The following is a 17,610-nucleotide window of genomic DNA, read 5'->3' on the forward strand; positions in this document are numbered from 1 at the left end:
ACAAGGTTCCCCAAGCTTATATAGTAGTTCCTACCACAATTTAAAATTAACTCTCTTTTCCTACTTTGTTTGCTAATTTAATTCTGTTTATCCATTGATTAATTGTGCTTATATTCTTTTGACTTTTAGCCTTGCCATTAATAACATCCTCATTAAAAATAAAGTCTAATATGTGTAGTGCATTTTTATCTGAAGATTTAAAGGTATTTACGCAGGATTCACAGTAAGAAACTATATTTTCACACTCTGTAGAATTAGCTCTTTTATTTTTTTGACTTAGCCATAATTCCTTATTTGTAACTCCTACCATTCCTCCACAACCACAACATTCAGTTTTACTTCTATTCTTCTCAAATTCTACTATTTTAATTCCTAAATCTTTAAGTATGCTTCTAACAGCTTCATGAATTTGTTCTTCTTTTTTTATAGGACATGGATCATGCAGGGCAAATTCTTCTTTTAAATCTGAATATTTGTTTTTTAGTTCCTTTGGCACTCCAAATTCATTTATAACTTCCCAAAGTGTTATTACTTTAATATCTTTAAAAGCTGATCCAAAAGTCTTATAACAATTTTCACAGGCTACTATTATTTCATCAACTTCCTTGATTTTTAGATTATTCTCTATATCATTTAAATTGCTTTCAAATAATTCTAAGTTTCCAATATCCTTTGAAGGTTTTCCACAACATTTTAGAAGTATCTCTACTTCTCCTAAATTTTCTATTAAGTAGTCCTTTATTTTAAAAATAATTTCATTATTATATCCACTTAAGCTACACCCTGGAATAAACACTCTCTTTATTTTCTTCTTATTATTTTTTGATGTTAAAAACTTAGAAAAACTACCTTTTTGATGATTTTGAACAACCTTTAAATTAAATTTCTTGCTAGTATTTTTTAAATTCTCTCTATAAGATTTTATTCTTAAATTTTGAAACATCTCTTTTAAGTTTATATCTTTTGGACATGCTTCAGTACATGCATTGCAAAGCATACAAGAATATGCAATTTCATCATAACTTATTTTATTCTCATCTATATCTCTTAATATGTTTTTAGGACTATCTCCAAAAGTATTCATCATTGGACATACCTTGTAGCAAAGTCCACAATTAACACAACCCTCTAAATTTTTCTTTAGTTCCTTATTTGTCATTTTTACCTCTTTTCTCATTCCAAACTTTTTTCCCTACATATATTGCTATACTTAAAGCAAATAAAATTAGAAGTCCACTCATAAGTAATTGTGCTCCCCCAGTAAGCATACCACCAACATAAGAATATACTATTGTGGCAGGTAATTGTCCAATACCTGTAGCAATGAAAAATGACCAAAAATTCATTGATGTAAGTCCTGCAGCATAACTAACTAAGTCAAAAGATATAAAAGGTAGCAATCTTGCTATTAGTATAGTATGTTTACCATACTTTTCAAAGAAACCATCTATATCCTTTAAGGCAAATTTACTAGTTAATTTTTCAACTGCATCTCTTCCTAATCCTCTTGCTATATAAAAACATAGTGCTGCCCCAGCCATGGCACTACTCCATGATAATATAGCACCCTTAACCCATCCAAATATAGCTGCATTACTTAAGGTTATTAAAAAAGCTGGTATTGGTGCTATTACAGATTGAAGTACCATTAATAAAAATGATGTTATAGGTGCCCATATTCCAAAAGATAATATATATTCCTTTATCATATCTAAATTCATACTACTTAAATAAAATATCATCTGATTTATTTTACTATTAGCAGTTGGAACAAAAAAATACACCAAAAAAGCTACTATTAAAATAATTAAGGTAGCAACCCAAGGTTTAACTATTTTCTTCAAATTATTACCTCCATTTAAATCAAAATTTCATTATTAAGTTTTAAGTCTAATTGGCAAACCTTAAATTATTAGTTTAAAGTCACTAATTAATTATATAGCAAAAATTCTAAATAACTATACTGATTATTGTAAATTTAAATTTTAATTTTATTTTAACTAAAAAGCAGATCTCACTAAAAGTGACATCTGCTCTTATTTTAATAATATTATTTTCTTTTTTAAATGCTAATAAATTTAGCCCTTAACTCCACCAATATTAACACCTTCTGTTAACTTCTTATGAACTAGTGAGTATATAACCATTGTAGGTACCATTACTATAACTAATCCTGCAAATAATGCTCCCCAGTCAGTTGCAAACTTTTGAACTTCCATTAAGTTTTGTAATCCTACTGGTAATGTCTTTTTATCTGCATCTGTTATGAAAGTCATTGCCATAGCATATTCATTCCAATAATTCATAAAGTTGAATATCATTATAGTTATAATACCTGGCTTAGCTAGTGGAACTACTATCTTTGTTAATATTTGAAGATTAGTACATCCATCTATCATTGCTGCCTCTTCATAATCCTTTGCAATCCCCTTCATAAATCCACTCATTATATAGATTGAGAAAGGTAAGCTTAGCACTGCATATACAAGAGCTAGTGCAAATAAATTATTTAACAGTTTCATTTTTTCTAATATTGTAAATAAAGGTACTATAATATATACTGGTTGGATAAATAATCCTGCCATAAATAAATTCTTTATAAAACTACATCCAAAAAACTTTTGTCTAGCTAAAACATATGATGCGGGTACACTTAAGCATAGTGATAAAACCATAGCTATTATAGTAACTAATATTGAGTTAAAGAAGTAAGCTCCCATGTTAGCTTCTGTAAATGCAGTCATATAGTTAGCAAACCCAAAACTTTTTGGTAAAGCCCATGGACTTGCATAGAATTCTTTAGTAGTTTTAAAAGAAGACATTATTGTCCATATAATTGGCACTATAACTAAAATAGTTGCAGCTATTAATATAATCCTTAATAATGTATTAGATATTACTTTTTTAGTTTTGTTCTCAGTATCTAAACCTACATTTTTTCTCTTTTTAGTTTCTAACATGTTATCTCACTCCTTTCTGTTGTAATCTTTTTACTCTCTTTTCTTCCCTTGCATCAGAATCACTTAGCTTATTTATTATTAATGCAAGGATCATAGCAAAGGCAAATATAGTTACCCCAACTGCCATAGCATATCCATATTGAGAATTTGTAAAGGCTTGCTTATACATATATGTCAATAAAACCTCTGATTTTCCATTTGGTCCACCTTTAGTCATTACAGTTACAAATATAAAGCTTAAGTTAAGTGCCCCTGTAATAAAGAATGCAAAGGTTACTCTAACTACATCCCATAAAAGTGGTAAGGTTACATATCTAAACTTTTGCCAAGCTGAAGCTCCTTCTAAATAACAAACTTCATAAAGTGAAGGTGATATTCCATCTAATCCAGCTATATAAATTACCATATAATAACCAACAGCTTGCCATACCATAGTTATAACTAATGCCCATAGAACTAATTTTGAATCTCCAAGCCATGCCAGACCTGCTAACTTATCTAGTCCTATCATTTCAAAAAATGCTTTAAGAATTCCTATTGATGGGTCATAAACATATGTAAATAAAACCCCTATAACAACCATTGATAATATATTTGGGAAAAATAGTATAACTCTGTAGAAATTCTTTTCTTTTAACTTACTTTGAGTTATTACTACAGCTAAGAATAAAGAAAGGGTTATTGTTATTGCTGGAAATAAAACTATTATGAAAAATGTATTCCCAAATGCTTCCTTAAAATATCTATCATTTAAAAGTGCTTTAAAGTTATCTAACCCCACAAATACTGGTTCTCCTGAAATCCCACTCCATTCATATAAAGACATCATGAAACCTTTTCCAATTGGGTATAACATAAATATTGTAAATAGTATAAGTGCAGGCAACACACACATTGCTAAAAATATTTTTCTTTTATTACTGTTCATGAAATTTCACCCCCTATAATTTTAAAGAAGGAGAAGAACCTCCTCTCCTTCTCAATAAATTTTATTTTATCTTAATAATTATTCAACAACTTCTTTAGCAAGAGTTTGTGAATCAGATTCTAAGTTATTAATCCATTCATCAACTGTTAATTCTTTATTTATGATACTTCCTACTGGTCCAAATAAACTATCATTTCTAAAATCTAGTTTAGAGTTTGTTGGTTTAAATGAAAGTGGAATTGGTTTAACACCTTCTTCAACAACCTTATAAGATTCATATCCTGATGCATCTAATGAAGATTTAGCTTTTTCAACTGCTCCCTTAACTGGAACTACAGCCTTAGCTATTTCAGCATTCTTTTGAACCATAGCATCTGTATATTGGAATGCTAAGAATTCTTTTGCTAATTCAACTTGATCTGATTTAGCTGGGATATACATTTGCTCTATTGTAGTAGTTACATATGGAGTATCCCCTTCTTTAAATGCTGGTGGAGCCATAAATCCAAACTCAAATCCTTCTGGTATAGCATCTTTCATTTCTCCTTCTAACCAGCTACCACATGGTAAGAATAATGCTTTTCCATTTAAGAATTCAACTTGTGCTTGAGTATGAGTCATACCAACTGTTCCATTAAGAACCATGTCCTCATCAGCCATTCTTTGGAATACATCTAATGCTTTTTTAACATTTGGATCTTTCCAAGCACCTTCTTCATAGTTGAATATCTTTTCTACAGCTTCTTCTCCAGCTGCACTAGCTAACATTGGGAATATTACAGCCTCGTTATATCCTGGCGCTTGTCCTTGATAAGTATAAAGAGCTATTCCCTCATCTTTTGCCTTCTTACCTAATTCAAAGAACTCATCCCAAGTTTTTGGAACTTCCCATCCTTTTTCTTTGAATAAAGCCTTGTTATACCACATACCTGTAACATTATAGTAAAGTGGTGCTAAGAATACTTTTCCATCTCCATATGGAGTTGTAAGTGGTGTATCTAAAAATCCTGGTAATATTTTATCTTTTAATTTTTGTCCTGGATTATCTGGATCTTCTCTATCAAATACATCACTTAAATCTACTAAAGCTTTATCCTTTATTAAAGCATTAGCTATACCTGATGGGTCATTTGTACTTAAGTATATAAAGTCAGGTGTATTTTCTGATGATAATTTAGGTCTTATAATATCACCTATTTTAGGATTAGCTTCCATCTTAACTTCTACATCTGGGTGCTCAGCTTCAAAGGCATCTATACAAGCATCCCAGTAATCCTTACCAAATCCACCTTCAAAAACAGCTATTTCTAAAACCTTTTTCTCTCCTGAACCTTCAGCTTGTTCAGTTGATGGCTTTTCATTATCTTTTGGTGCCTCTTCTTTATTTCCACATCCAACAAATGCAGAAGCAGCTATAGCTGTAACACATGCAACAGTTAGCATTTTAACTAATTTTCTTTTCATAAACTCTCTCCTCCAATACCCTTACTCATTTCTTGTAAACATTTTCTTCTCATATTTATAATACTTCTTATTGGAATTTTTTTGAATATAAGGATTTTACTTAAACATGTACTTTTTTTACAATATCAATCCAAAATAAAAATAATCTATATTTATGACAAAACTTTATTACTATAATCCTTTTTAAACTTAGATGGACTTACCCCATAAAACTTCTTAAAAACCCTGTTAAAATAAAACTGATCTGTCATTCCAATACTATTAGCAACCTCTTTAACTAAAGTATCTTGCTGTTTTAATAATTCCTTAGCCTTTTTCATCTTTACTTCGTTTATAAAATACATAAGATTTTTTCCTGTTTCATTTTTAAAAATTCTACTTAAATAACTTTCATTTAAATTCACAGCATTAGCCACCATAACTAATGTTATTCTCTTATCAATATTCTTTTCTATAAACTTTATAATCTCATTAACCTCTTTTTTATAACTAAGCTCTTTGCTCTTTATATATCTTTGATTGATGTAATCTATTAAAATAGTTGAATTATTTATTAATTCCTCTATGTTATCACTCTTTAATATCTTTCCTTTTAATTCTTTTATACAATTTAAATCATCTTGTACATACTCATGATTCTCTATTAATTCGCACATAAAATTTACATAGTTTATTAAAGCCGAAGGTTTTACATTCATATTAGAACATCTTCTAGCAAATTCTTTTATAAGTTCCTTATTAGCAGAAATTTCTCCTAACTCTATATTCTCTAAAATGGCATCTGTTACTTCTTTTCTAAGCTTAATAGCATCACCAAACCCTAAAAATTCTTCACTTATTATTAAAAAGTTTTCTTTTCCATAAAACTTTAGGCTAAGAATTTCCTCAACCTTTTTAAAGCTCTCTTTTAAGCCTTTTACACTTTCTATCCTTTTTATTAAGACAGCACTAACTTTAATATTTAAATAAAGCATTATTAAATTCTGTATATTTATTGTTTTTATCTTTAAACTATTAAAATCCATTTTAGATATAAAAATATACTTATGATTATTTATTGGGATAATCTTAACCCCATTTACACTAAATTCTTCTTTTATTATGTTTTCTATAGTAATGGCCAATTTATTTTTATCCTTAATTTTTTCCTCATAAATCTTTTTATAATTATCTATATAAATACAGGCACCGATATAATATTCACAATTATCATCTAAAAAATTAATCTTTGGAAACTCATTTAAAAGTTCTTCATAAGATAGATCATCCTTTAAATATTCCTTTAACAAAGAAATCTCGGCTAATTTTTTTGTTTTATCAAATTCATTTTTAAACTGAGCTTCTTTCTCTTCTTCCTCTTTCCTCTCTTCTAAACTCTCCCTAAATTTATCAATTATATCTTCTAGTTCCTTTGGTCTTAAAGTTATTTTTAATAAATAATCATCTGCACCCTTTTTCATTGCTTCTCTAACTAATTCATACTCTCCATGATTGCTAAGAACAAGTATCTTACCCCTAAAATTCTTTTCTTTAAGCTTATCAATTAATTCAATTCCATTTAATCCTTTCATTTTAAGGTCCGTTATAATAAGATCAGCACAATTTTCATTTAGTATATTAAGAACTTCTGAGCCATCTTGAGCTAATCCAACTATATTAAACCCATGAGATTCCCAGTCTATTATATTTCTCATAGCAATTCTAACTATTTTTTCATCATCAGCAATAATAACCTTGAACATAAAAAATTCCCCCTATATACTCTTAGGAATTACTATTTTAACAATAGTTCCTTTATTCACCTCACTGTAAATAGTTGTCCCATAACCTAATCCAAATGTTAACTTTATCCTCTCATCAACATTATTCCATCCAATACCTGAAAGTTTATTATCTTTAACCTTTTCTTTACTATTAAACCCCTTTCCGTTATCCTTAATCGATATTAAAATATTTTCTTCCTCTGACATAATTTTAATAATAATCTTTTGATTCTCCTTATTTTCATCAATTCCATGAATTATTGAATTTTCTACTATTGGTTGTAAGATAAACTTTATAACTTTATTTTCTAATAAAAGTTCATCTACTTCATACTGAACATCAAAGGAATTACCGTATCTTATCTTTTGAATAACAACGTAATTCTTTATATTCTCTAGTTCTTCTCTAATGGTTACAAGCTCATTTTTATCTATAATAGTATTTCTTAATAATTCTGCTAGGGAACTAAGCCCCTCGCTTACTGTATAATCTTGATTCATTAAGGCTGTCCACTTTAAAGAGTTCAATGTATTAAAGAGAAAATGAGGATTAATTTGTGCCTGTAACATCCTTATCTCTAAATCCCTTTTCTCAACTTCTTGTAATTTAGTCTTTTCAATTAATTCATTTACTCTTTTTAACATAGAATCAAAATTATCAGAAATAACACCAATCTCATCTTCATAAGTATCATTTACTAAAACCTTTAAATCCCCCTCAGATACTCTTTTCATCTTATTTAAAAGGTTATATAAAGGTACTTTAATACTTGAATATAGAAAATATGAAAATATTAATACCACTAAAGTGAAAAGTAATCCTATTATAGTCATTTCCTTCCTTAAACTTTGAATATCAGCATTTATAAAATCATAAGGGGTCATTGAAGCTATATACCAATTAAATCCCTTTAATTTTCTATATGTAGCTACATAATTTTCTCCATTTACCACTATACTCCTTGCTGTATCCTTAGCCCCTTTATTTTTAAGGAACTTATTTAAATCGGGCTCCTCTAATATAAAATTACTATTTAAATTATTTTCAGAAATTATTATGTTATTCTTATCATCTATTATAAAAATTTCACTGCCTTTACCAATATTAAAAAGAGAAAAAGAAGAAGCAAAAACTTCACTTTTTATAGCCATAAAAACATATCCCACAATACTGTTATCCTGTTTTACTGGAGTTACTATGCATATGTGAGGTTCATTATTTAAAATTGTAGAAAACCAAAATAGTCCATTTTCAGATTCATCTGCATATCTTTCTATATCTTCTCTCTTAAAATATTTAAAGCCTTGCATATAAGTGACTTCATAATCCTTTGATATTATTTCAACCTCTGCTAGATTAGGTAAAAGAGAAAGTTTTTTAGACAAGTAATCATTCATATACTTTAAAAATTCATTCTTTTCTTTTCCATCCATAAATTTGTAATTTATAAGATTATTAGCTATTTCTTCATTCATTGATAATTCAATAGATGCTCTTTCTAAGAATTCTTTATTTTTGTAAATGTCTTCACTCATGATAGAAAGCATATTTTCCGAATAATTTATTGCATTATTCTTCAATGCATTGGTAGCCTTTTTATATAGGAGTATGCCTAAAATACTACTACAAAAAATTATTCCTACAGAAAATGATGCTATAAGTCTATTTTTAATAGAAGTTTTTCTAAGAAAATTTGATATTCCTCTTAAGGTATTTGTTATTTTCTTTATTATTTTCCTCACTCCTTAGTATAATTTCTATATTCTTTTTTAACATTTTATCATATATGGTATTTTTTTGAAACTAACTTCCTAGGCTAAATATTTTATTTTCCTAATTTTTACAAAAATTATATAAAATCTAAAAAGACCCTTAGTGAAAAACTCACTAAGGATCTATATATATAAGGGAATTAAAAGAAAAAGCTTATTTATTTATATTTAACCATCTTATTTCCATAGGAGCTAAAGTTAAAGTTTCAACCTTAACACCATTTATATATGCATCTGTAATTTTTTCTTCTTGAGTATTGTTTATTACAGCCATTTTTCCTACTTCTAAGAAGGCAGCACACTCAGTATCTATATTAGTTACATAGAATTTTTTCATCTCATCCTCTTTACTTGCAGCCCAATAAATTGCTCTTAATAAAATTCTGCAATTCTCTGGAGTATATGGGAATCCTGCAAAATAAACGCTTCTACCTTTTCCATATGTGTTTACAGCACAAGTAGTATCTCCTCTGAAGTTATTCTTTAAGCAATGCTCATTACCAAAGTCCATTCTTAAAACTTGGTAACTATCACCCTTTCCATAAACGCCTTTCATCCCTTCACCAAAATCAATAGCTTTTTCACCAATTTCTTCTGTTATAAAATGATGTGGATTTAATTCATTATATTTTCTAGTACTTAAGCTAAATCCAACTTCTTTGTCAACTCCTAAAACATCTGCTAACTGGAAGAATTTATTTTCATAATGTATTGCAGTTGGTTCTCCAACTCCTATGAATCCTCCGCCATTATGAACCCATTTTCTAATCATAGAAACTAATTTAGGATTTTTCCAATACTCTCCACCACTCCAAGCAGTGTAAGCATCTCCAGCATTTATAATAACTCCAATATCCTCTGGAATTCCATTTTCTAATATATCATCAAAACTAATAAATTCTACTTCTACAGGCATACCACTTAAGCATTCAACAATTCCGGCATATGAGTATATTTCCTTATACCAAAGAGCATGAGCTACTTGTTGAGTCTGCCAACTTCTTAATTTACCCCAACAGTTTAATACTCCAACCTTAAATGGGGTTGTATATGCCTTAGTTCCTCTTATAGTTTCATGAATTTCTCTAAATTCATCACATATTTTTTCAACTTGCTCAACAAACTCTGGGAATTTAACTGCAAGTCCTAAATATCCACCATATCCTATTCTATCTAGTGGACTTCTTAATATAGCTCTTCTTGCTTGTAACCAATTCTCCCTTGCTTCCCCAACAGGGTCTCCTGTTTCATTAAATACATCTGGGAAAAAGTATGGTAAAAATCTTCCTTCTGTATATTTAACTCCTGGAATATCAGCTATCATTCTCATAGTTGTTCCATTACCTACTGAACCAACCACTGCATCTAATCCAATGCTTGGAAAATACTTTCCATAAGGCTCTGTACCTATCCAGTTATCACCTAAAAACATCATTGCTTCTTTTCCATTTTCATGACATAAATCCACTAACTCTTTAGCCATTTTTGAAACATGCTGACATTGAAAATCTATGAAATCTTTATATTGTTTTGTTGGCACTCTAAATGTTGAATTATAATAACCAGCATCAACTATATCTTCTGGTCTTAATTTATATCCTTTTTCTTTTTCGAATTGCTCTAAAGCTAAAGGACTCACTGATGAACTATATCCAAACCAATCAACAAATTTCTCCTTAGCAACCTCGTTAAAGCATAATGTAAAGTGATAGAAGAAAGTAGTAAATCTAACTACATCTACTTCTGGATTCTCATCAATCCATTTCTTTAAAGCTTCTTTAACATGTACACTAGTCTTAGCTTGTCTACAGTCATATGGCATTTCATGAGGTTTATCTCCCCAATCATTAGTTATATGATTATACATTTGAGTTGGATCCCAAATCATATAAACTAAGAAATTTACTGTATATTCATGATAAGGTGCAGTTTCTTCTACTGTTAAAATTTCACTCTCTTTATTAAAATTCCATTTTGAAGGATCTACAACTTCACCAGTAGTTCTATCTATAACTTCCCACCATTCTTTTTCATCATGAACCTTATCTATTTCAAATTGCTCAGAATAATATCCAGCTAATATTTTTATTTCAGTTTTTTCTGATTTAGCAATAACAGGCTCTGACATTAAGTAAAGTTGTTGTAATTCATCTTTATTTTCACTAGCCCATTTTTGATCACTTCTAACTGTTAGGTATGTAGAATATAGCTTAACCCCTAAGTCAACTATATCCTTAGAAAGCTTAGTACCATCACAATCTCTTAAGGCATCAGCTCCCCATCTATCTATAATACTCTTTATTTCTTCTTTCATATTAGAATCAGTTGGTATTGTAACTCTTCCCTTTAACTCACCCATAAATTTCTCCTCCATTTCCCTCAATCTAAACATTTAAAGTCATGTATATTAATATAACCTTTTTCTTACAGTTTAATATTAACATTTGTCAATTAACGTTTACATGTAATTTATTTACTAAATCATTGAAAATTTTGAGTATATTATTTTTAATGATAATTTATAGTTAAAAATTACTTTATTAAAAACAAAAAAACTTACAAACCTATTCTAAGAACTACTAAAAGTTCTATTCACACGGTTTGTAAGTTTTATAGATGGTTATTTTGATCCCTTCCCTTTTTTAATCTTATTAAAGGTTTAATAATTTAGCTGTTACATCTTCTAAAGAATTTAATTCATTATCTAAATTTTTTATTTCTTCCTCAGCACTTGGTGTAAGGTTTAAAAGAATAAGACCTGAAGTTGAACATGTATTTTCAGTAGCTTCGTGTAAGCCTATTCTAGTATGTATTATACAACCATATTTAGTTAGTATTTCTTGAACTCTTGGTGCTGCAACAGTTCTAGGTGATATTTTGATAGCCATTATAGTGTACATAATAAATCCCTCCATAAATAATAATCCTAATTACATATTAGCATATATTAGTAAATTTTTCTTACATAATCTTTAATTATTATTTACAAAAAATAATTACAATATACTCCTTTAATTAAACTTAACTACATCCTAAATGCTATTATTTTCATAGACTTTCTTCATTTTACATATTTTAATTCAAAAAAACTCTTAATTTTTCAAAATTTATATAACTAAAACTTAAATTTTCTCACGACAAATAGACCTTTACATCTTAAATTTTAAAAAAAGATGTAAAAGCCTACATTTGTTAAAATTAACAATGTACGCTCTTACACCTTTTAAATGAATATATTAGCACACACTCCTATTTACCATATAACAACTTAGAGAGTTCATTTAAAATGTTATTCCGCTTAATATATTCTATGGTGTAATGTGGTTTATTCTATCTTTCCAAATTTAAACTTTAAGTATATTGTACCACCTACATTACATTGTTAATTATATTAAATTTTAATGTACTTTTCAATTTAAATTTTTATTATATATAAGTATTAGGTATATATTATAACTAGATTATATAATTATCCATTGTTCTTTCCTCCTTAAATCCTTATTATTAGTAGGTTTGTCCAATATCTTTAATCATCACTTTTTTAGTTACTTTTTCTATTATTTAAAAATATATCTTCTATTTCTTGTGAAATTATTTTTTGTTTTTTCTCGCTACTTCCTAAAAATTCATCAATAAATTTTTCTTTATTTATATTTCTAAAGTCATAATTTTTAAGCATTTCATTTAAATCGAACTCTACGTTATATTTAAGCATTCCATATATAACTCTTAATATTTTACAAGCTAAAGCAATCAGCATTTCTTTATTTGATTTCTCATTTGGTCTTTTATAACTTTTATAGTAACAATACAGCCCCCTAAAATAATCATTGTGTTTTACTAAAGTAAATGTAATTACATAAATTTCTTTTCTAATCCTTCTATTTCCTGTTTTACTTATCCAAGAATACCCTTTATTCTTTCCTGATCCTTCGCCTTGAACATTTAGTCCAGCATAACTAATTAAATGTCTAGCTGATTTAAAATTATTTACATTTCCTATTTCAGCTAAAAGTGAAGCAACTTGTGCTTTTGGCATACCTTTAACTTCTGATAAGGAAGTATACACTTTGCCTTCTAAAAAATTCATCAATGCTTCTATTTTTTCATCTAAACTTTCTTTTTTCTTCATATACATTTCTAAAGCTTCTATGTACTCATTTATTTCTAATCTATCAGCATAAGTTATTCCATTAATAATATTTTTATATGTTTTAGCTTCCTCATAATAAATTTTGAAAGTATTATTGGTTCTGTTATATCCTACTTCTTTTAACTTTTCTCTTACTTCTAAATAACTATCTTGTATTATATCTAAAGGTGATGGATATACTTTTAATAGTGAAAATGCTCCTGTCGAAAAAACATTTGAAAAGTTTTCTAAAAATATTTGATTATTGACATCTAGCCATGCTCTATATCTATTTTTATATCTTGCTATCTCTTTCTCTAACTCAGTTCTCTCTCTTGTAAGACGTCTTAATACAATATAATCTTCTTTTCTTCCTTGGACATCAAAGTAATATCCATTCTTTAAACATTCTGCTATTGTTCTACTATCTAGTGAATCATTTTTTCCTTTTCCTTGTGAATTTAAAGCTCTAGTATGCCTAACAGCATCATTTCTAACCATAACAGTTTTAATATTTAATTTTTCTGTTAAAAACCAATCTGTATTTATCCAATAATGTCCAGTAGACTCAAATCCAATTAATACATCATCATAGTTAAAATTACAATCATAGGTTAACTTATCTATGTTATCCTTAAAGCTTATAAACCCTAAATGATTATTCTTAAACTTAAATCTTTTATCTATTTCCATTCCTTCATTATTCAAAAAAGACGCATAATTATATTCCTTTCCTATATCTATTCCTATAAATATTCTCATAGTATCTCCTCCATATTTTATAATTTAAGGAAATATTATCACCTAAAATTTATTAATTCTATATTAATTTTCATAGGAAATAGACAATTAATTTGTTTTTTATTGAATATATATTTGAATATACCAATTTAAAAAGATCATGTCTTACATTAATAGGGCTTTGCCCTCGCTCCGCTCACCCATAAACTTTAATAAAGTTTAACAAACCAAATAAGTAAGAACTAGCTTAGGCTAGTTCTTTTTAAGTTACTGTTTTTTTGTGGCACTAGCCTATCACATATCCGCTAAAATTGTAAAGCCATTCCACAAAAATTTTTATCAGCCATTCCATTCTTACATAGCAGCTAAAATTTTTTGCTCCATTTTCCTTTACAATTCGCTCCTATGTGTAGTCTTAGGCTCAACAAAAAAACAACAACACGAAGTGTTTAACGCTAATGTTTACTTAACTTGAAGGAGGTATCTATATGGTCAATAAAAAATATAATTTATTCTTAGCACCTCAATTTAATAAACTTACTAATGGTGCTAAACTTAGAGTTGATTTATTGGGAGATATTAAAATTAAAGATATTCCCGAACTTAAAGGCTTTACTATAAAATATGTAACTAAGGGCTATGAAGATTTAGTTAAACAAGGAAACTTATTAGTTCCTCGTAAAGTCAGATACATAGAAATTTTTAAAAAGTAATTATTAGGTGTCCCCTAGGGACACCATGACATAAAAATAAAATTTATAAAAGAAAGAAGGAATTTATGATGAAAAACTTATCAATTTTTAATATTAAAGGTGGAGTTGCCAAAACTACTTCAACAGCAAACTTCGGAGCTTGTTTAAGCCAAAATGGAAAGAAAGTATTACTTGTAGACTTAGACCCTCAATCTAACTTAACAAAGCTATTTAAAGCCTATAGCATGGAAGATTTATCAATTGCTGATGTTCTTTTAAACAAGAATTTAGATTTACATAAGGTAATAAAGAAAACTGATTTTGAAAATATTGATATACTACCAGCTAATGTTAACCTTGCTTTTGCAGAAAGAAAAATACTACTTGATGTTAGCCGTAGTCAACAAAATAGATTATCAAAAGCTTTAGAAAGCATAAAAGATGAATATGATTACTGTTTAATAGATTGTCCACCTGCTCTTAATATGATTACTGTAAATTCTCTTTGTTCTTCTCATGATGTTTTAGTACCTATAAAAATAGACAAGTTCGCACTAGACGGATTAGAATACCTACTTGATAGCATAGAAGAAATAAAAGACGAATTTAATCCAAGTCTAAATTTTAAAGGTTGCTTCATTACAATGGACTCTGCTACTACTGTAAATAAAGTAATAAAACAAGAACTTAAAAATATACTAGGTGATAAAGTCTTTAATACAACTATTAAGCAAAATGTAAAAGTTGTTGAAAGTACCTTTGAAGAATGTCCAGTTGTCTTTTCTTCAAAGAAAGCAAGGGCTAGTTTAAATTACATAGAATTAAGTAATGAAATATTTTAATAATTAAAGGTGTCCCCTAGGGACACCTAATAATAAAATTTATAGTAGAAGGAGTTAATAAAATGAGTAAAAAATTTTCAATAAGTGAAGGAATGTTAAACAAAATTTCAAAAAATGTGAAAAAGGTTGAAGAAATTGAAGCTAAGGACAATTTCAAAGTTGAGTACATAGATATAGATAATATAAAAAGGAATGAGAAAAACTTCTATGACATAGTAGATGTAGAAGAACTTGCCGAGGATATAAAATTGAATGGATTAAATCATAACCTAGTTGTTAGAAAATTAGATAATGGTCAATTTGAATTAATAAGTGGTGAAAGAAGATATACTGCTCTTAGTAAACTTGTTAAAGAAGGAAATAAAACTTTTGCTTTAGTTCCTTGTAAAGTAATTGAAGCTAATGACACAGACGCTGAAATAATTCTTATACAAGCTAATGCACAAACTAGAGAATTAACAGAAGTTGAAAAACTTAAACAAGTTCAAAGATTAAAAGAACTATATAAAATAAAAAAAGCTAATGGTGAAAAAGTAACTGGTAAAGTAAGAGAAATTATCGCCAATGATTTAAAACTATCCCCTACCCAAGTTGGAAGATATGAAAAATTTAATAGTAGTCTTATTCCCGAACTAAAAAATGTACTTGAAAAAGGTAACTTAACAATAGCAAATGCTAGTGAGTTCGCTAATCTAAGTGAATATAATCAGAAAGTTATTTTAGAATTAATAAACTCAAATGTAAACTTATCTAAAAATGAAGCCATTGAACTTAAAAATAAATTAAAGAAAGTTGAAGAAGAAAAAGCACTTGAATATAAAGAAAGAGAAAAATTAATCCAAGAAAACTCTACTCTAAAAAATAAATTAAATTCTAACCTAGAGAAAACTAATGAAGAAAGAAAAGAACTTGAAGGACAATTAAGAATTGAACTTGAAAAAGAATTAGAAAATAAATATGCAGATAAGCTAAATAGTATAAAAGATGAAATATCTAAACTAAAGGCTAATGCTCCTAAAGATGTTACAACAGAATTTAAAGAAAATATAACCCTTATACAAAACTTAAAAAATATAGAAAGTTCTCTAAGTTCCCTATATAAACAAATAGATAAAATGAGAAAAGATAATATAAAAATATCTGATGATACTAAAAATTTTCTAAGTTCATACAGTCCAATAGATTTAAAAGATTTATTAAATTCAATAAAGTAAAAAATGAAGAATGTATTCAAAAATCTTTTGAATACATTCTTCTGATTTACGATTAATTTTGTAATACATATCTTAAGGAAACAAATGAATACTGCTTACATTAACTTATTCTACTTCATAAATTAATTTAATTATTAAAAATTTAATAAACAACACTATTAATAGTATAAAAAACATATAATAATGAAAATCTTGAAATTATATATTTTTAAGTTCTAATATCAAAGAAAGTATTCAAAATACATTTAATACTTTCTTTGTTTTCATAATTTTTCCGTTGCATACCAAAGGAAATTGAATGTTTTATGTGACTAATTTATTAAATAATACCATATAAATGTATTTAATAAATCTTAATTGCACAAACGACCTAAATAGTAGGACAAATGTAACTTTAATATAAAAATAATGAAAGAAGGCAATACTACCTTCTCTCATTACGCTTATGTCTATAATATTAAGTTGTACGGAAGAATTAAATAAAAACCGAAGTGATATATTTTTATTTGTAAAAATTCTTCTCATTTATATTTTATATCAAAAATAATAAATAATCTAATAGTATTTACCAATTGAAACTATAATGAAATGAATATGAATTATAATTGAAAGCGGTAGCTCCAAGTGGGTGTGGGAGAAAGTGTTTTCTCCCAACTTAAATAATTAAACTTATTTAACGCTAATACTACACCTACATTTTTCACCATAAGTTCAACTATAATTAGTACATCCTAAAAAATTTTCTCCAATACCAGAGTTCTTTTGTAATATCATTTTTCTTCCACACTTTGGACAAGCTCTATTAACATATCTCAATTTTTCATTTATGCTATATATTATGTAATTTTTATTACTAATTTCATTAATAGGTATCCTAATTAATGGGATATTATTTTCACTAAAAATTGCATCTTTGAATGTATCTCTTAAAATTTGTTCTTCATTTTTATGTGTAATTCCATCAATCTCTATACCTATTAATGGATTTCCCCATATTGAATCTACTAAAACTATATCTACATGATACATAGATAATTTTTCTAAATTTTCTTTTTAATATTTTTTATTAGAACTCTTAAAAATTTCTCTAAAAGAAACATG

At 27.6% G+C, this 17,610-nt stretch carries 14 protein-coding genes; 3 read left to right on the top strand and 11 right to left on the bottom strand.

Going from position 1 to position 17,610, the window contains the following annotated elements:
- Positions 1-46: 46 nt before the first annotated feature.
- The 10 genes from QP548_RS10160 to QP548_RS10205 all read right to left on the bottom strand — a co-directional run bounded on the left by QP548_RS10160 (position 47) and on the right by QP548_RS10205 (position 13,782).
- Positions 47-1,159, bottom strand: coding sequence for a (Fe-S)-binding protein (locus QP548_RS10160; RefSeq protein ID WP_061426503.1), 1,113 nt, complete (start codon positions 1,157-1,159; stop codon positions 47-49).
- A complete protein-coding gene (locus QP548_RS10165; protein ID WP_003450082.1) occupies positions 1,149-1,844 on the bottom strand; it encodes a TVP38/TMEM64 family protein in 696 nt (231 codons plus the stop codon). The genes QP548_RS10160 and QP548_RS10165 overlap by 11 nt, the downstream gene beginning before the upstream one ends.
- A 234-nt stretch (positions 1,845-2,078) precedes the next feature.
- Positions 2,079-2,960: a carbohydrate ABC transporter permease gene (locus tag QP548_RS10170; RefSeq protein WP_003449831.1), complete on the bottom strand. Its 882-nt coding sequence runs from the start codon at positions 2,958-2,960 to the stop codon at positions 2,079-2,081.
- A 1-nt stretch (position 2,961) separates the two neighbouring features.
- On the bottom strand, positions 2,962-3,888 hold the full coding sequence (locus QP548_RS10175) for a carbohydrate ABC transporter permease (protein ID WP_003457627.1): 927 nt from the start codon (positions 3,886-3,888) through the stop codon (positions 2,962-2,964).
- A 78-nt stretch (positions 3,889-3,966) separates the two neighbouring features.
- Entirely contained in the window at positions 3,967-5,352 is a 1,386-nt protein-coding gene (locus QP548_RS10180) for a carbohydrate ABC transporter substrate-binding protein (RefSeq protein WP_061426502.1), read from the bottom strand.
- A 152-nt stretch (positions 5,353-5,504) separates the two neighbouring features.
- Positions 5,505-7,094 carry a response regulator transcription factor gene (locus QP548_RS10185; protein WP_061426501.1) on the bottom strand — a complete coding sequence of 530 codons (1,590 nt, stop codon included), beginning with the start codon at positions 7,092-7,094 and terminating at the stop codon, positions 5,505-5,507.
- A 12-nt stretch (positions 7,095-7,106) separates the two neighbouring features.
- Positions 7,107-8,858, bottom strand: coding sequence for a sensor histidine kinase (locus QP548_RS10190; protein WP_061426500.1), 1,752 nt, complete (start codon positions 8,856-8,858; stop codon positions 7,107-7,109).
- Positions 8,859-9,042: 184 nt separating this feature from the next.
- Positions 9,043-11,247, bottom strand: coding sequence for a 1,3-beta-galactosyl-N-acetylhexosamine phosphorylase (gene gnpA, locus QP548_RS10195; RefSeq protein ID WP_061426499.1), 2,205 nt, complete (start codon positions 11,245-11,247; stop codon positions 9,043-9,045).
- 292 nt (positions 11,248-11,539) lie between these two features.
- On the bottom strand, positions 11,540-11,788 hold the full coding sequence (locus QP548_RS10200) for a hypothetical protein (RefSeq protein ID WP_003457734.1): 249 nt from the start codon (positions 11,786-11,788) through the stop codon (positions 11,540-11,542).
- A 641-nt stretch (positions 11,789-12,429) separates the two neighbouring features.
- Positions 12,430-13,782 carry an IS110 family transposase gene (locus QP548_RS10205; protein ID WP_061426498.1) on the bottom strand — a complete coding sequence of 451 codons (1,353 nt, stop codon included), beginning with the start codon at positions 13,780-13,782 and terminating at the stop codon, positions 12,430-12,432.
- Between the two features lie 467 nt (positions 13,783-14,249).
- On the opposite strand from QP548_RS10205, the gene QP548_RS10210 reads away from it, so the two are divergent.
- The 3 genes from QP548_RS10210 to QP548_RS10220 all read left to right on the top strand — a co-directional run bounded on the left by QP548_RS10210 (position 14,250) and on the right by QP548_RS10220 (position 16,509).
- Positions 14,250-14,474: a hypothetical protein gene (locus tag QP548_RS10210; RefSeq protein ID WP_061426497.1), complete on the top strand. Its 225-nt coding sequence runs from the start codon at positions 14,250-14,252 to the stop codon at positions 14,472-14,474.
- A 68-nt stretch (positions 14,475-14,542) separates the two neighbouring features.
- On the top strand, positions 14,543-15,295 hold the full coding sequence (locus tag QP548_RS10215; protein WP_075808063.1) for a ParA family protein: 753 nt from the start codon (positions 14,543-14,545) through the stop codon (positions 15,293-15,295).
- A 62-nt stretch (positions 15,296-15,357) separates the two neighbouring features.
- Positions 15,358-16,509, top strand: coding sequence for a ParB/RepB/Spo0J family partition protein (locus QP548_RS10220; protein ID WP_061426496.1), 1,152 nt, complete (start codon positions 15,358-15,360; stop codon positions 16,507-16,509).
- A gap of 711 nt (positions 16,510-17,220) precedes the next feature.
- On the opposite strand, the gene QP548_RS10225 is transcribed toward QP548_RS10220, so the two are convergent.
- Entirely contained in the window at positions 17,221-17,538 is a 318-nt protein-coding gene (locus QP548_RS10225) for a DUF2726 domain-containing protein (protein ID WP_061426495.1), read from the bottom strand.
- Positions 17,539-17,610: the final 72 nt, after the last annotated feature.

The sequence above is a fragment of the Clostridium sp. UMB9555A genome, assembly GCF_030222355.1.
Classification (GTDB): Bacteria; Bacillota; Clostridia; order Clostridiales; family Clostridiaceae; genus Sarcina; species Sarcina perfringens.

What these genes read in the sequence shown, in the direction of transcription:
- QP548_RS10160 (WP_061426503.1), bottom strand. Translation starts at nt 1,159, where the DNA reads ATGACAAATAAGGAACTAAAGAAAAATTTAGAGGGTTGTGTTAATTGT.
- QP548_RS10170 (WP_003449831.1), bottom strand. Translation starts at nt 2,960, where the DNA reads ATGTTAGAAACTAAAAAGAGAAAAAATGTAGGTTTAGATACTGAGAAC.
- QP548_RS10175 (WP_003457627.1), bottom strand. Translation starts at nt 3,888, where the DNA reads ATGAACAGTAATAAAAGAAAAATATTTTTAGCAATGTGTGTGTTGCCT.
- QP548_RS10180 (WP_061426502.1), bottom strand. Translation starts at nt 5,352, where the DNA reads ATGAAAAGAAAATTAGTTAAAATGCTAACTGTTGCATGTGTTACAGCT.
- QP548_RS10185 (WP_061426501.1), bottom strand. Translation starts at nt 7,094, where the DNA reads ATGTTCAAGGTTATTATTGCTGATGATGAAAAAATAGTTAGAATTGCT.
- gnpA (WP_061426499.1), bottom strand. Translation starts at nt 11,247, where the DNA reads ATGGGTGAGTTAAAGGGAAGAGTTACAATACCAACTGATTCTAATATG.
- QP548_RS10200 (WP_003457734.1), bottom strand. Translation starts at nt 11,788, where the DNA reads ATGTACACTATAATGGCTATCAAAATATCACCTAGAACTGTTGCAGCA.
- QP548_RS10205 (WP_061426498.1), bottom strand. Translation starts at nt 13,782, where the DNA reads ATGAGAATATTTATAGGAATAGATATAGGAAAGGAATATAATTATGCG.
- QP548_RS10210 (WP_061426497.1), top strand. Translation starts at nt 14,250, where the DNA reads ATGGTCAATAAAAAATATAATTTATTCTTAGCACCTCAATTTAATAAA.
- QP548_RS10215 (WP_075808063.1), top strand. Translation starts at nt 14,543, where the DNA reads ATGAAAAACTTATCAATTTTTAATATTAAAGGTGGAGTTGCCAAAACT.
- QP548_RS10220 (WP_061426496.1), top strand. Translation starts at nt 15,358, where the DNA reads ATGAGTAAAAAATTTTCAATAAGTGAAGGAATGTTAAACAAAATTTCA.
- QP548_RS10225 (WP_061426495.1), bottom strand. Translation starts at nt 17,538, where the DNA reads ATGTATCATGTAGATATAGTTTTAGTAGATTCAATATGGGGAAATCCA.